General features: G+C 71.2%; 13 protein-coding genes. 6 read left to right on the forward strand and 7 right to left on the reverse strand.

Features of this window, described 5'->3' with window-relative positions:
• Positions 1-169 precede the first annotated feature (169 nt).
• On the reverse strand, positions 170-1402 hold the full coding sequence (locus LZ198_RS28975; RefSeq protein WP_253975330.1) for an MFS transporter: 1233 nt from the start codon (positions 1400-1402) through the stop codon (positions 170-172).
• A gap of 99 nt (positions 1403-1501) precedes the next feature.
• On the opposite strand from LZ198_RS28975, the gene LZ198_RS28980 reads away from it, so the two are divergent.
• Positions 1502-1972, forward strand: coding sequence for a winged helix-turn-helix transcriptional regulator (locus tag LZ198_RS28980; RefSeq protein ID WP_253975331.1), 471 nt, complete (start codon positions 1502-1504; stop codon positions 1970-1972).
• Here the strand turns inward: LZ198_RS28980 and LZ198_RS28985 are convergent.
• Complete coding sequence (locus LZ198_RS28985; protein WP_253975332.1) at positions 1969-2415, reverse strand: OsmC family protein; 447 nt, start codon at positions 2413-2415, stop codon at positions 1969-1971. The two genes, LZ198_RS28980 and LZ198_RS28985, sit on opposite strands and share 4 nt — an antisense overlap.
• A 96-nt stretch (positions 2416-2511) precedes the next feature.
• Positions 2512-3375, reverse strand: coding sequence for an ABC transporter substrate-binding protein (locus LZ198_RS28990; RefSeq protein ID WP_253975333.1), 864 nt, complete (start codon positions 3373-3375; stop codon positions 2512-2514).
• Positions 3376-3692: 317 nt separating this feature from the next.
• Here LZ198_RS28990 and LZ198_RS28995 point away from each other — a divergent pair, with 317 nt between their 5' ends.
• From LZ198_RS28995 to LZ198_RS29010, 4 genes are all read left to right on the forward strand, one after another.
• A complete protein-coding gene (locus LZ198_RS28995) occupies positions 3693-5285 on the forward strand; it encodes a serine/threonine protein kinase (RefSeq protein ID WP_253975334.1) in 1593 nt (530 codons plus the stop codon).
• A complete protein-coding gene (locus LZ198_RS29000) occupies positions 5285-7798 on the forward strand; it encodes a TonB-dependent receptor plug domain-containing protein (protein ID WP_253975335.1) in 2514 nt (837 codons plus the stop codon). The genes LZ198_RS28995 and LZ198_RS29000 overlap by 1 nt, the downstream gene beginning before the upstream one ends.
• A complete protein-coding gene (locus LZ198_RS29005; protein ID WP_253975336.1) occupies positions 7795-9045 on the forward strand; it encodes a hypothetical protein in 1251 nt (416 codons plus the stop codon). The genes LZ198_RS29000 and LZ198_RS29005 overlap by 4 nt, the downstream gene beginning before the upstream one ends.
• 140 nt (positions 9046-9185) lie before the next feature.
• Positions 9186-9668 carry a response regulator gene (locus LZ198_RS29010; protein WP_253975337.1) on the forward strand — a complete coding sequence of 161 codons (483 nt, stop codon included), beginning with the start codon at positions 9186-9188 and terminating at the stop codon, positions 9666-9668.
• Positions 9669-9680: 12 nt separating this feature from the next.
• Here the strand turns inward: LZ198_RS29010 and LZ198_RS29015 are convergent, their stop codons facing one another.
• The 4 genes from LZ198_RS29015 to LZ198_RS29030 form a co-directional block, all read right to left on the reverse strand.
• Positions 9681-10307 (reverse strand): protein-methionine-sulfoxide reductase heme-binding subunit MsrQ, encoded by a 627-nt coding sequence (locus LZ198_RS29015; protein ID WP_253975338.1) that lies wholly within the window; start codon positions 10305-10307, stop codon positions 9681-9683.
• Positions 10308-10310: 3 nt separating this feature from the next.
• Positions 10311-11300 carry a protein-methionine-sulfoxide reductase catalytic subunit MsrP gene (gene msrP / locus LZ198_RS29020; RefSeq protein WP_253975339.1) on the reverse strand — a complete coding sequence of 330 codons (990 nt, stop codon included), beginning with the start codon at positions 11298-11300 and terminating at the stop codon, positions 10311-10313.
• Between the two features lie 6 nt (positions 11301-11306).
• The gene (locus LZ198_RS29025; RefSeq protein WP_253975340.1) at positions 11307-12086 is read right to left on the reverse strand and encodes a fatty acid desaturase; all 780 of its coding nucleotides are present in this window, start codon (positions 12084-12086) and stop codon (positions 11307-11309) included.
• A 78-nt stretch (positions 12087-12164) separates the two neighbouring features.
• On the reverse strand, positions 12165-13883 hold the full coding sequence (locus LZ198_RS29030) for a dipeptidyl-peptidase 3 family protein (RefSeq protein WP_253975341.1): 1719 nt from the start codon (positions 13881-13883) through the stop codon (positions 12165-12167).
• A gap of 167 nt (positions 13884-14050) precedes the next feature.
• Between LZ198_RS29030 and LZ198_RS29035 the strand changes: the two genes are divergently transcribed.
• The gene (locus LZ198_RS29035; RefSeq protein WP_253975342.1) at positions 14051-14851 is read left to right on the forward strand and encodes a CBM21 domain-containing protein; all 801 of its coding nucleotides are present in this window, start codon (positions 14051-14053) and stop codon (positions 14849-14851) included.
• The last annotated feature ends 137 nt before the right edge of the window (positions 14852-14988 follow it).

Raw genomic sequence — 14988 nt, forward strand, 5'->3', positions numbered from 1 at the left:
GCTCCCCGTACATGCCCCCCCTCGACGAGGGACTGTGGGGACGCCATGCCCCCGGAGCCAGCGAACATGCCCGTCGCGCGTTCTGCCTCCCCCCTGGTCCAGGACGACGCCCCGCGCGCCGCCACATGGGCCACGCCCCTCGGCCCTCGGGCATCCCCCGCCGACGACGTCACCCCACCGCGGACCGCGCTCTCGCCACCGAGACACGCGTCAGCCCCCAGAACACGAGCGCCACGAGCGCGAGGCCCGCCCCCTGCGCGCACACGCCGGCCCACCCCGCATGTGCGTAGACCCACGTCGCGCCCAGGGAGCCCGCGCCGCTGCCGATGGAATAGAAGACCATGTAGCCCGCGACGAGCCGGCTGCGCGCCTCGGGGCGCACCGCGTAGAGCTCGCTCTGGTTGGTGACGTGCAGCGCCTGGACGGCGAGGTCCAGCGCGACGATGCCCAGCCCCAACGCCCACAGCGACCGCGGCGTCAGCAGCACCGCCCCCCACGACACCAGCAGGATGAGCAGCGCCGCGGTGGTGGTCCGGTTCCCGAGCCCCCGGTCCGCGAGCCGCCCGGCGCGCGAGGCGGCCAACGCCCCCGCCAGCCCCGCGAGGCCGAACAAGCCAATCTGCGAGTGGGACAGCGAGAACGGCGGCGCGCCGAGCAGCAGCGCGAGCGGCGTCCACAGCGTGGCGAACGAGGCGAACATCAGCAGCGCCAGCACCGCGCGCACGCGGAGGACCGGCTCCTCCACGAACAACGAGAGCACCGAGCGCAACAGCGCCGCATAGGACAACCGCGTGCGCAGCCGCTCGTGGGGGAGCACCCGCCCCAGCGCCAGCGCCACCACCAGCGTCGCCGCCGAGGAGAAGACATAGACGGAGCGCCACCCCGCCAGGTCCGCCAGCACGCCCGCCACCGTGCGCGCCATGAGGATGCCAATCACCACGCCGCTGGTCACCATGCCCACGACCCGCCCCCGCTCGGAGGGCGCGGCGAGCGTCGCGGCGAACGCGACCAGCACCTGCGTCACCACCGCCAGCAGCCCCACCGCCGCCATGCCCACGAGCAACACCGCGCTGGAGGGCGCGAACCCCACCACCGCCAACGCCCCCACCGACAGGAACATCTGCCCCGTGACGAGCCGGCGGCGCTCCACCAGGTCCCCCAACGGCACCAACAACAGGAGCCCCAGCGCATAGCCCGCCTGCGTCACCGTCACCACGACGCCCACCGTCGCCGGGCGCAACCCCAGCTCCAGCGCCATCGCGTCCAGCAGCGGCTGCGCGTAGTAGACGTTCGCCACCGCCAGCCCACACGCCACCGCGAACAGCCCCGCCACCGCCCGCGACAACGGCTGCGCGCCCACCGCCCCCACCGACACCCCCCCCGCCCCGCTCGGATGCCCCATGCACCGCCTGCCCGGAAATTGGTTTCAAAATGAAACCACCCAGGATTAACGAAGGAGGTCTAGAGTCGCAACCCGGCCCCAGGGCCACGAGAGCGGGACATGGCCAAGCGAGCGAGCCACGACAAGGCGGAGTGCCCCGTCGCGAGGACGGTGGACATCATCGGGGACGAGTGGTCGCTGCTCATCCTCCGCGACGCCTTCGACGGGCTGCGCCGCTTCGGCGAGTTCCAGAAGAACCTGGGCCTGGCGAAGAACATCCTCGCCACGCGGCTGCGCCACCTCGTCGCCCACGGCATCCTGGAGCACGCCCCCGCATCGGACGGCAGCGCGTTCCACGAGTACGTCCTGACGGACAAGGGACGCGACCTGTTCCACGTCCTCGTGGGCCTGAGACAATGGGGCGAGCACCACTGCTTCCAACCGGGCGAGCCCCACTCCGTCCTGGTGGACGCGCAGAAGGGCCAGCCGGTGAGGCCGCTGGAGGTCCACGCCCACGACGGCCGCCGGCTCGACGCCACGGACGCCGTCGTGAAGAAGGTCTCCGAACAGAAGCCCCGCGCGAAGCGCTAGCCCGCGAGCACCTCGATGGTGGGCACCATCTCCACCTCGGCCTTGAGGCTCTGGCCGATGAAACAATACTTGTGCGCCTTGAAGAACATCTCGCGCACCTTCTCCACGTCCGTGCCGGGCGCGACGCGGATGCGCGGCGACAGCCGGATGCGCCCCACGCGCTTCACCTTCTCCACCGTCTCGAGGAACACCGTCACCTCGTCCTCGTACGCGCGCACGTCCAGCCGCAGCTTGCGCGCCAGCGCCAGGAACGTGAGCAGGTGGCAGTTGGCCAGCGAGGCGCCGAGCAGGTCCTCGGGATTCCAGCGCGAGTCATCCCCGCCATAGCCCGACGCCGCGCTCACCAGCAGCTCCGGCTTGTTCCCCGTACTGGCCACGGCGTTCCGGTCGTACTCGCTCGCCGTCGAACCCTCCCAGCGCAGCCGCAGCGGAAACCCTTCCACGTCACACCTCCCTGGATGCGCACTCCTGTAGCGCGCCGGGGCGACCGCCGCCACTCCTCCTCCGGGGGAGGTCCCCTGTCGCTCCGCGTGCGGCCCTCACGCCCCGCGCAGGTCCGCGCCCCGGGGCACCGGCAGCTTCTCGCCCCGCGCGATGGCGCCCACGATGCGCGCCAGCCGGTCCACCCCGTCCGACAGCGCCGCCGGGCCCGGCTGGAGGATGTAGCTGCTCTTCACCTCGTAGAGCTGGTCGTCCACCACCGCGCGCACCGTCTCCCAACCCGGCCGCGCGGCGATCTTGTCCCGCTTCGCCTTGCGCCCGCACCAGCTCGCGATGACGCCGTCCGGATTCCTACGCGCCACCTCCTCCGGCGTGAAGATGCGGCCCTGCGCCCCGTGCGACGCGCGCGACTCGCGGCAGACGTCCTCGCCGCCCACCAGCTCCACCAGCTCCGAACACCAGCGGATGCCGGAGATGAGCGGCTCGTGCCACTCCTCGAAGAAGATGCGCGGCCTGCGCGGCAGCGCCTCCGCCGCCTCCGCGTGGCGCTCCAGGTTCGCCGTCAGCTCCGCCGCCAGCGCGTCCGCCGCCTCCGCGCGCCCCACCAGCGCGCCCGTCAGCCGCACCGCCTGCAATATCTCCGCGACCGAGCGCTGGTTGAACAGGTACACGGGCACCCCGCGCTTGCACAGCTCGCGGCCCAGGTCCGCCTGCAGGTCGGAGAAGCCCAGGACCAGATCCGGCTTCAGCTCCAGGATGCGCTCGAAGTTGGCGTCCAGGAACGACGACACCCGCGGCTTCTTGCGCGCCTCCGGCGGCCGCACCGTGAAGCCCGACACCCCCACCACCAGCTCCCCCGCCCCGATGCGGTAGAGCACCTCGGTCGTCTCCTCCGTCATGCACACCACCCGCCGCGGATACGGCGGCGCGGACGACAGGAGCTCGCTCAAACGGCCATTCATGTCCGCCACCCTAACCCGGGCTCCACGCCCCCGGACCGCGCTCCCGCCCCACCCGCGCGACGCCGCCCACCAGACCCGTCACGCCGCCCCTCGCACTCGCAGTCACTGCCGGCTCATGCTGTCCATCCCATTCGACCGGCGCTCCTCCTCGCGCGGATGTCCGTTGCTCGACTTTGCGCCGCGCGAGCCGGTTTCTCGGCCGTTGATGCACTGCGCCAACCTGGCAGGTTGCTTGGGGAGTGGACGATTGCGGTGTTAGCATTCCGTCTCATGTTCGACCGGAGCGTCGCGTGCCTTCCCGGTCGGTGGGGGCAGTCATGATCGAAAGCAACGCCCCGACGAATGGCGCCCCACCACCCGACATGGTGGACCCGCTGCTGGGCCGGGTCCTCAACGAGCGCTTCCGCATCCTGGAGACCCTGGGCGCCGGAGGCATGGGCCGCGTGTACAAGGCCGTCCAGGCGCCGCTGGACCGCCTGGTCGCCCTGAAGGTCCTCAATCCGCATTACAACGACGAGGGCAAGGACCCGGGCTTCCAGAAGCGCTTCTTCCTGGAGGCGAGCGTCACCGCGAAGCTGCGCCACCCCAACACCGTCACCGTCATCGACTACGGCAAGACGGAGGATGGCATCTACTACATCGCGATGGAGTACCTGGACGGGCTGACGCTCAGCCAGTTGCTCACGCAGGTGGGCCCGCTGCCGTGGGCGCGCGCGCTCAACATCACGCAGCAGGTGGCGCGCTCGCTGCGCGAGGCGCACAAGGTCGGCCTCATCCACCGCGACCTGAAGCCCGCCAACGTCATGGTCCTCAACCAGGAGACGGACCACGACATCGTCAAGGTGCTCGACTTCGGCCTGGTGAAGTCGTTCATCGGCGACGCGGACGTCCCGCAGGACACGTCGCTCACGCAGGCGGGCATCATCCTCGGCTCGCCGCAGTACATGGCGCCGGAGCAGGCGCGCAACGTCGCCGACCCGCGCAGCGACGTGTACAGCATGGGCGTGGTGCTCTATCAGATGCTGATGGGCCGGCCGCCCTTCCTGGCGCAGCAGAGCATCGACGTCATCGTCAAGCACATCAACGAGCCGCCCCCCGCCTTCGGCGCCATCTGGCCCGGCCACGGCGTCCCCGCGGAGGTCGAGGCGCTGGTGATGAAGTGCCTCGCCAAGGTCCCCGTGGACCGCTACCAGTCCATGGACGAGGTGCTGGACGCCATGCGCCGCGTGGCCCACGCGGTGGGCGTCAGCGGCGTCTTCAGCGGCGCGCGCCTGACCGGCGCCGGCAGCGGCCCGCGCAGCGGCCCCATCAGCACGAGCGCGGTCGGCTCCGGCCCCAGCACCATGGCGCTGGACATCTCCGTGGAGGAGGCGCCGCCCAAGTCGAAGCGCACCCTGATGCTCGGCCTGTTCGGCGGCGCGCTGCTGCTGGGCGGCGTCGCGGCGGCGGTGCTCGCCACGCGCCCGTCCTCGCCCCGTCCCCTGCCCGCGTCGGCCGTGGCGCCGGGCACGCCCGCGCCCCAGGCCCCCACGCCTCCGGCGGTGGCGACGAAGACCGCGCCCGCCCCGACCTCCAGCGCGGAGGACGACGAGCTGGCGCTGGCGCCGCTGGTGCGGCCCACGGGCCCCTCCGTGCGCTTCACCATCGAGAGCGAGCCGGCCGGCGCCCGCGTGAAGTACCGGGGGCGGGACGTGGGCGCCACGCCCGTCGACCTCGACGTGGCCACCGAAGAGGATGGCCGCGCGCGCGCCGAGCTGACCCTCAGCCTGGACGGCTACGTCACGCAGACCACCACCGCCGTGGGGACGGGCTCCTCGAAGAACGTCCTCCTCCGGCTCAAGAAGAAGCCGAGCCCGCGACCGACCAAGGCGCCCGACTCGAGCGATAAATTCAAGGACAACCCCTACTAGTGAAAGCCTTCAAGACCCTCGAACGAGCGGGCGTGCTCGCGCTGTGCCTTTGCGCGTCGCAGGCCCTCGCGGATGCGCGCCTGGAAGCGCGGCGCCACTTCCGCTCCGGCATGAGCCTCATCGCCCAGAAGCAGTACGACGAGGGCATCGCGGAGCTGGAACAGGCCTACGCCATCAAGCCGCACCCCAACGTCCTCTTCAACATCGCGCGCGCCTACCAGGACGCGGGCCGGGTGCCGGAGGCGCTGGACACCTACCGCCGCTACGTGGCCTCGAGCCCCGCGGACGCCCCCACGGTGGAGGCGACCATCGCCGCCCTCGAGGAGAAGGTGAAGGCGGCGGAGGCCGTGGCGGAGACGGACAAGTCCGCGCTGCCCATGCCGCCGCCCCCCGCCAGCGTCCAGTCCCAGCAGCAGCTCGGCGCGCTGCTGGAGCGGCTGGAGAAGGCCATCGAGCGGGCGGAGTCCATGCCCACCGGCGGCGCGAGCGCGGCCACGTCCTCCACGTACATCCCCTCCGTGCTGCCGGGCGTCTCCGAGACGGCGGGCGCGGACGACGGCGCGGTGCCCTACGAGGAGCGCGTGGTGACGGCCAGCCGCCGCGCCCAGTCCTCGCTGGAGGCGCCCAACGCCACCACGGTCATCACCGCCGAGGACATCCGCCTGTCGGGCGCCACCAGCCTGCCGGAGCTGCTGCGGCGCGTGCCCGGCGCGGACGTCATGTCGCTGGGCGTGGGCAGCGCCAACGTGTCGCTGCGCGGCTTCAACCAGCGCATCGCCAACAAGGTGCTGGTGCTGGTGGACGGCCGCACGGAGTACCAGGACTTCCTCGGCCTGACGCTGTGGTCGTCCATCCCCATCGGGCTGGATGAAATCGAGCGCATCGAGGTCATCCGTGGCCCGGGCAGCGCGCTGTACGGCGCCAACGCCATGCTCGGCGTCATCAACATCATCACCCAGGCCCCGGGCAGCGGCCCGCGCGCGCGCTTCAACGTCAGCGGCGGCACCGGCAACAGCGTGGCGGGCTCCTTCCAGAGCCACGGCAACTCCGGCGCCCTGCGCTACCGCGCGGCGGTGGCCTACACGCAGGCGGACAAGTGGAGCCGCGACTACGCCAGCGGCCGTCCGGACATCGTCCTGCGCGACCCGGACCCGGACATCGGCATGCGCGGCGCGCGCGGCACCCTCGCGACGACGTACACCTTCGCCGAGGGCCGCACGGTGGGCCTGTCCGGCGGCGTGCACCGGTACGCGACGGAAATCTATCCGCTGGGCCTCTTGCGCAACTACTTCATGGACGGCCTCAACGCGTACGTGAAGGGCGACGTGGAGCTGGGCCCGCTCAAGCTCAAGACGTTCTGGAACCACATCTCCGGCCACGCCGGGCCGCAGTACGAGGCCATCGGCCAGCGCTCGCTGGGCACGGACATCAGCTCCAACCTGTTCAACGCCGAGCTGCTCTTCGCCCGCGCCTTCCAACTGGCGGGCGAGCACCAGCTCAACGTGGGCGTGGAGGGCCGCCTCAAGCGCGTGGCCTGGGACTACCTGGGACCGCTGCGCGAGGAGCTGCACGCCGCGGCCTTCGTGCAGGACGAGTGGCGGCTGGCGGAGCCGCTGCGCCTGGTCGCCAGCTACCGCGTGGACCGGCACCCGCTGCTCGACAACGGCACGCCGGGCCTGGCGCACTCGCCGCGCATCTCCGCGCTCTACATCCCCATCGAGGGCCACGCCTTCCGCATCAGCGCGGCGTCCGCCTTCCGCGAGCCCACGTTCCTGGAGAGCTACACCCGGCTGCTGGTCCCCGTGCAGGGCGTCAACGGCGCCAGCGCGATGACCACCGGCAACACGTCCCTGCGCCCCGAGCGCCTCACCGCCTTCGAGCTGGGCTACCGCGGCGAGTTCGCGGAGCTGGGCATGGACTGGGACGTGGCGCTGTACCAGAACCGCGTCAAGGACCTCATCGTCCTGTCCGCCTTCGAGCGGCTGCCGGCGAACGAGTCCTACGACCCGGCCACCGGCAACTACCTGGTGGGCCGCTCGCGCTTCCAGAACGAGGACTCCATCTACACCGCGCGCGGCGTGGAGGCCGGCATCACCCTGGCGCCGGTGGATGGCCTGGGCCTGAAGGCCAGCGCGGCCGTCCAGAACGTGTCCTCCGACCTGGAGGACAAGGAGGACTGCGGCCCGTGCAGCCAGGCGCCGCAGCTCAAGCTCTACGGCGGCATCACCTACCGCACCAAGGTGGACCTGGAGTTCGGCGTGGACGCGGCCTTCACCTCGTCCACGACGTGGATCGAACGCGAACCGAACGCGACGGACCCCACCATCCTGGAGCCCCACGCCAACGCGCTGGGCGCCTACACCATCGTCAACGCGCGCGTCGGCTACACCGCCGTGAAGAACACGGTGGACGTCGCGCTCATCGGCAGCCAGCTCGGCGCCGCGCACTCCCAACACCCCTTCGGCAACCGCATCGAGCGGCGCGTCTATGCCACGCTGACGGTGACTCCATGAGCCGCCCCACGACACCTTCCTGGAAGCGGACGCTGGGAGGCGTCCTGCTCGCAGCCCTGCTGACCACCGGCTGCGAGTCCCCCTCCGTGGTCCCCACCGCGGACGGACGGCAGAACCTCCACACCGCGCGCATCGAGGGCACCCTCGTCGTCCAGTCGAAGGCGCGCGGCAACGCGGTGGTCTTCCTCTACGACGTGGCCCGGCCGCCGCCCCCCGCGGGCACCGGCCGGCCCATCGCCTTCACCGTCATCCCCGCCGAGCAGCTGTTCGGCCCGGCGCTCACCACGGACACGCTGGGACCCTTCACCGCGCCCTTCACGCTCAGCCTGGTGCCGGCGGGCACGTACCTCCTGCGCGGCTTCATCGACGCGGACACCTGCCGCTCCGGCGCGCAGCCCTGCCGCCCGTCCGACTTCAACCCCTGGTACGGCGTCACCAGCGAGCCCAACGCGGGCGACGTGGGCGGCGGCGCGGTGGACCCCACCACGGGCGCCACGCTGGCGCTGACCGTCACCGAGGACGCGGACGGCAACCCGCTGCCGCTCACCAACGTCAGCGTGAGCTTCTCCGACACCGCGCGCGTCCCCCTGGACCGGCCCGCCTTCCAGGTGAGCGTGCTCGTCGGCGGTGACCATGTCGTGACGACGGGCGGCGGCACCAAGGTGCTGCGCCTGACGCCCCAGACGATTCGTGGCGGCGCGGTCGACCAGGCCCCACCGGGCTTCCTCGTCAGCTACGTGGACGCCAACAAGGACGGCGTGCCGGACGACGCCAACAAGGACGGCATCCCCGACGTCTGGCCGCGGGTCGTCGTGCGCAAGCTGGCGAACGTGCCGGGTCTGCTCGAGGACAACGACCTGGACCGCAACGGCATCCTGGACCCGGACGGCATCGACTATCCGCGCGCGGGGAGCGGGCGCGACGGCCAGCCGGACCTGGTGGTGCTGGCCGCGGGGCTGGTGATGGACCCCATCCTCTCCGCGCTCACCGACGAGAGCGGCAACCCGAGGATGACCCCGGTGGTCATGCCGGAGCTCCAGGTCGCCGTCCGGCCGCTGGCGCTCGACGCGCGCGACGCCGCGGCGCCGGCCCCGCTGGAGGGCCTGCCGCAGGGCCGTTACACGGTCGTGCTGATCCAATCCACCGGCCAGACCTGGCGGGTGCCGAACGAGCTGGCACCCGCCTTCGCGCCCGCCGCCGGACTCACCCCCGTGGAGAGTCAGGCGTTCACCCTCGAGGTGCCCTGAGGACGGGTGCCGCGCGCCACGGGTGTGCGGCGCCCCACATTGGAAAAAGAAGAGGAAGGACGGTGCTTTGACTTCGCCATGTCCTTCCGTCAACATGCTCAGGTCAGCAGGGGACAGTCCCACCCGAGGTCGAGATTCCGATGAAGGCCGGTACGCTTCCCTCCCCCGAGCCCGTTCCCAATCGCTCCACGACTGAGACGGCTCGTCCCCTCGGCCCCAAGCCCGCCACCGGCACCGCGACTCAGCGCGTGCTGCTGGTGGACGACAGCCGCTCCATCCGGACGCTGCTGAAGATCTACCTGATGGCCCGCAACTTCGAGTTCCTCGAGGCCGAGTCCGCCGAGGAAGGCCTGAAGGTCGCGGAGGCCGAGAGCATCGACCTCATCCTCACCGACTTCCACATGGACGGGATGAACGGCGCGGACTTCGCGGCGCAGATTCGCGCCAACCCCAGCACGAAGCTGGCCAAGGTCCCCATCCTGATGATGACGGGGGACCCGAACGTGGCGGAGGTCCGCGCCCTGGGTCAGAAGGCCGGCATCAGCGCCTTCGTCCGCAAGCCGGTGAGCTGCGCCCAGCTCATGACGCTGGTGGACACCATCCTCCCCGCGCCGCGCAAGTAACCGCGCCGCCCCTCACGCCGGGTTCCGGGCCGCCGAAGCGGCGCGGGCCCGGCGTTTTCGCGTCGCCTCGCCCACGCGCACCGCGAAAAGCAGGCCCAGCACCGCGCCGAACACGAGCGGCTCGGTCAGGTCCTTCTTCACCCGCCACGTGAAGTGCGCCACGCCCAGCACCGCGGCCACGTACGCCAGCCGGTGCAGGCGCTGCCAGCGCGGGAAGCCCAGCCTGCGCACCCACCGGTTCGTGGACGTGACGGCCAGCGGCACCAACAGCACCAGCGCGGTGAAGCCCACGGTGATGAAGGGGCGCTTCACCACGTCCTCGAGCACGGCGCCCAGCGCGAGCCCCTGGTCCAACACCGCGTACACGAGGAAGTGCGCGAGCGCGTAGGTGAAGGCCAGCAACCCCAGCGTCCGTCGCACGCGCACAGGCCACGTCCAGCCGGTGACGAGCCGCAGGGGCGTGCACCCGAGCGACGCCACCAGCAGCACCAGCGCGAGGAAGCCCGTCTGGTTCAGCGCCGCCTCGATGGCGTTGGCCCCGAGCCCGCCCCGCGGCCCCTGCACCGCGAGCAGCGCCAGCGGGAAGAGCCCGCCCGTGACGAGGGCCGGGTTGAGCCAGGGGTGCGGAGGCGAGGCCATGGCTCAGTAGTTCCCGCGCAGGTCGAGGCCCGCGTAGAGGTGGGCCACCTGCTCCGCGTAGCCGTTGAAGGGCAGCGTGGGCCGCCGCTCGAGGTCGCCGATGCGCCGCTCCGTGGCCTGGCTCCAGCGCGGGTGCGCCACCGCCGGGTTCACGTTGGCGTAGAAGCCATACTCCTCCGGCGCGGCCAGGTTCCACGTCGTGGGCGGCTGCTCGCGCGTGAGGGTGATGCGGACGATGGACTTGATGCCCTTGAAGCCGTACTTCCAAGGAACGACCAGCCGCAGCGGCGCGCCGTTCTGCGCGGGCAGTTGTCGGCCGTAGAGCCCCATCGCCAGGAAGGTCAGCGGGTGGAGGGCCTCGTCCAGCCGCAGCCCCTCCGTGTACGGCCAGTCCAGCACGCGGCGCTCCTGCCCGGGCAGCCGCTCCGGGTCCATCAGCGTGGTGAAGGCCACGTAGCGCGCCTGGCGGGTGGGCTCCACGCGCGACAGGAGCGCGGCCAACGGGAAGCCCAGCCACGGAATCACCATGGACCAGGCCTCCACGCAGCGCATGCGATAGACGCGCTCCTCCGGCGGGAACCAGGACAGGAGCTGGTCGATGTCCACCGTCGCCGGCTTGTGCACCTCGCCGTCGAGCGTCACCGTCCACGGGCGCGTCACCAGCCGGTCCGCCAGCCGCGCCGGGTCGCCCTTGTCCAGCCCCAGCTCGTAGAAGTTGTTGTACGTGGTGACGTCCTCGTACGACGTGCGCGGCTCGTCCGTGTCGAACGGCCCCGGCGCCTTCGCCACCGGCCCCGCCACGGGGGGCGCGTCCGCCACGGGGGCGTCCCCTCCGCGTCGCCGGCCGCCGCTCAGGAGGTACAGCGCGCCGCCCACCCCGGTCGCCGTGGCCGCGAACAGGCCCGCGTTCTGGAGGAACTCCCGGCGGCGCAGGTAGAGCCGCTCGGGGGTGATGTCGGAGCTGGGAGGCTCGGGAGGCGGCGCGTCGCGCATGCCCTCTTATAACGGGCCAGCCCGTCCTGCCGTTACATCGCCCCGGCCCGCCAGCTCCGCGCGGACGCGGGCGTCCTTCAGCCGCCACAGCCGCCACCAGGGCGTGCCGGGGGACTCGTGGTGCTCCCAGTGGTAGCCGAAGAAGAAGCACGACAGCATCGCCCACGCGTGGTTGCGCGGCAGGGTGCGCGCGTGGTGCGGCGCCATGTCCGGCGTGTCCGGCCGGCGGTGCGGCAGCCAGGTGCCGAAGTAGAAGAGCTGGAGCGTGCCCAGCACGGCCGGCACCACCCAGACGGCGAGGATGCGCGGCTGCGACACCCCCAGGAACACGAGGATGTTGAACTTGGCCGCCATGACGCCCAGCTGCGGCAGCGTGGTGTAGCGGACCATGAACGTTCCCAGCCAGGGCCAGAAGGCCTGGGTGCGCAGGGAGAAGTCCGGGTCGCCCTCGCCCGTCGGGTCGGCGTGGTGGGCGCGGTGGTTGACGACCAGCCGGCGGTACGACAGCCCCGCGAACAGGAAGCAGGCGAGGGTCCCCACCACCTCGTTCACCCAGGGCGTCCGGGACACCGTGCCGTGCATGGCGTCATGGCCGGTGATGAAGAGGCCCGTGCACAGCCAGGCCTGGAGGGCCACGTTCGACCAGGTGAGCGGCGAGTCCCAGGCCCACCCGGGCGTGGTCAGCATCCAGGCCAGATGGGCCCCCCACGCGCCCATGATGACGAGCGCGATGAGGACACCCCAGGGTCCGGGCGGAGCCGGACGGTGACGGGCCGGATTCTCCATCGCTCCGGAGTGTAGTGGGGATGACGCCGCTCCCGCGCACGGGAAACGCCTGGCGCGCGGGAGGGCGTCCTGCCGTGGTTACTTCCGCACGCCGGGCTCGGTCGCGGGTGCGGGGGACTCGCGCACCAGCTCCTCCGCCGTGACGTAGTGGGGGGCGATGTCCACCGGCACGTCCTTGAGGCGCTCGAGCACCTTGGCGACCGGGGGCCGCACCACGCCCATCTTCGCCAGCAGCGCCTCGGCGGCCTTGCGGTCACCCTTGCCCTGGATCTCCATGAGCTGCTTCGTCAGCGACGCGACGGACTGCTTCATCTTCGCCGGCACCACGGAGAAGGTGCCGTCCGCGTTGACCCTCACCGCGCCCGTGTCCAGGAAGTGGTTGAGCTGCAACGCCACGCCCTTGCCGTGCGCCTCGTCCGTGCCGAAGCGGATGGAGCGGAACGCGGACGCCAGGAACGTGGTGTACATGGTGCGGCCCATCGCCTTGTCGATGACGCCCGTGTCCATCAGCCGCTGCAGCGCCCACAGGCCGGAGATGTCCGCCTTGGCCTCCTCCAGCGCGCTGGACGCCACCTGGAGCGCCTGACGCACCGTCGTCGCCTTGCCGCCCACGGTGATGTTGTGGGGCCCCAGGCCGTGCATCAGCTCGTGCATGAGGATGTGCGTGAAGAAGGCATCGAAGGCCACGTCCTTCTGGTCCTGCGCGGACAGGGCCACCTTGGCGATGGGCAGCAGCACGCGCTCGAACTTGGCCTCCTGCACGTTCTTCAGCATGACGCGCTTGGAGCCCATGGCCTCCGTGACGCGCTCGTCGTTGGGCAGGTTGTACGCGGCCGTCTGCACGCCCCGGTTCGCGTCGCCGGAGGAGAACAGGCTGTTGACGACGCGGATGGGGGCCAGCGCGCCCAGCTTGGGGTTGCGCAGCTTGGCGTCGATGGGGAGGTGGTTCTCCAGGTCCTGGAGGTGGTCGCTGAACTTCGCCAGCTTCGTCGTCTCCGCGTCGTCGCGCAGGCCGACGAAGGCCTCGAAGGCGGCCTTGTAGTTGAACCAGCCGTCCTCGTAGACCTCGTAGGGGCCCACGGTGGGCTCGATGCTCGCGTCCAGCTTCATCCACGCCACCTCGCTGGCGTAGTAGTCGTTGGACAGGAACGCGTCCGCGCGCGCGGTGAGGAACGCCTTGAGCGTGGGCTGCGCCGTCAGCGCGGCGGCCTCGCGGAACAGCGCGGCGGCCTCGGCCAGCTCGCCCTGGTACTCCACGCTGTACGGCACGGCGATGAACTTGCCGTCCGTGCCCCGGCGGATGGTGGTGTAGAAGCCCGTGGCCTCCTTCTGCTGCGCCTCCGGCAGCGACTTCACCCACGCCTCCACCTGCTCCTTGGTCGCGCCGGCCGGGTAGAAGTTGCCCGCCTCCGGGTGCTCCGGCACGCCGGGCATGAACGGGCGGCCCTCGTCGAGGCTCAGCCACGGCCCCTTGTCCGTGACGAACGCGTGCAGGCGCGCGCGCCCCAGCGGCGTCTCGTCCTGGACCAGCTCCAACAGCAGCGAGGGGCTGCCCGCCCAGCGCTGGCGCAGGAACAGCGCGTCCATGATTTGCGACGCCTCGACGATGCGCGCCAGCGCCTGACGCTCGTTGGCGGGCAGCGCCTTCACGTCCACGCGCAGCTCCACCGGCGCGAAGCGGGCGGTGAGCTTCTGCAGTTCGGCGGCGTCGGGGAACGAGGCGGGGGCCTTCTCCGCGGCGACCGCGGAGCCGGACAGCAGGGCCGCCCCGAACAAGGACAGGAGGGTTCGGTTCATGACCCCTCCCTACTCCAACCCCGCGCGCCCTCCCAGCACCACGTCACGCGCGTACACGTCAGAACATTTCAACGCGGACGGTCGCCGTGCGCCGGCCGCGACGCGCGTCGGTGCGGCCTGACAACATGCGCCAACCTGGATTCCCCAGGATTCATGGAGCGCAGAGAATGATGAATCCAATCCCCCTCCTGTCCCGTTGGCGCGCGGTGGTGTCCTTCCTGGCGGGGTTCGCCGTCTGCCTTTCCTCCGCCTCCGCGCTCGCGGCGGACGAGGTCCGGCTGCTCAAGGCGGTGAGCATGCAGAGCAGCTACCATGGCCAGACGTGGCAGGACGTCACGTACCTGGTGGTGGTGAAGAACCTCGCCTACGACAAGCAGGTCGCCATCCATCACAAGCAGCCGGACGGCACCTGGGCGGACCTGGCGCTGAGCTACTCCGGACCGGCGGGCGCGGGCGAGGAGCTGTGGAAGGTGACGCGGCAATACCAGAGCTGGGGCACGGACCCGCAGCCCACGCGCGACCTGGAGTTCGTGGCGAAGTACACGGTGAATGGGCAGACGTACTGGGACAACAACCAGGGGGCCAACTACACCCTGGGCCGGTTCGACGGGCCGCTCCTGACGCGGGAGAACGTGCTGGTGGCGAACAGCTACTGGCAGGCCAACGGCGACGTGGACATCAACATCGACGTGAAGAACCTCGCCTACTCGAAGGCCGTCAAGGTGGTGTACAGCACGGACGGGTGGGTCACGACGAACGAGGTCGCCGCGTCCTTCGTCCCCGGCTACACGGTGGGCTACGGCTACATCTCCAGCCCCAATGTCCAGGGCGTGGAGCGCTGGTTCGCCCGGATTCCGGCCGTCACCAACGGCGCGCTGCTCTACTACGTCCGTTATGAGGTGAACGGACAGACGTACTGGGACAGCAACTTCGGGTACAACTACCCGCCCATCTACCCTCCCCTCTGACCTCCCCGAAGAGGTTGCCCGGGGGCCCGGCCGTCGCGGGTCCGCCCTTCCGGCATGCTCCCGGGCACCAAATCCCTCGACAAGTCCCGGGGCATGGTTATGGGAGACGACGCTCGGCGCCCACGGTGCGCCCGGAG

It is taken from the genome of Myxococcus dinghuensis (genome assembly GCF_024198235.1).
Classification (GTDB): Bacteria; Myxococcota; Myxococcia; order Myxococcales; family Myxococcaceae; genus Myxococcus; species Myxococcus dinghuensis.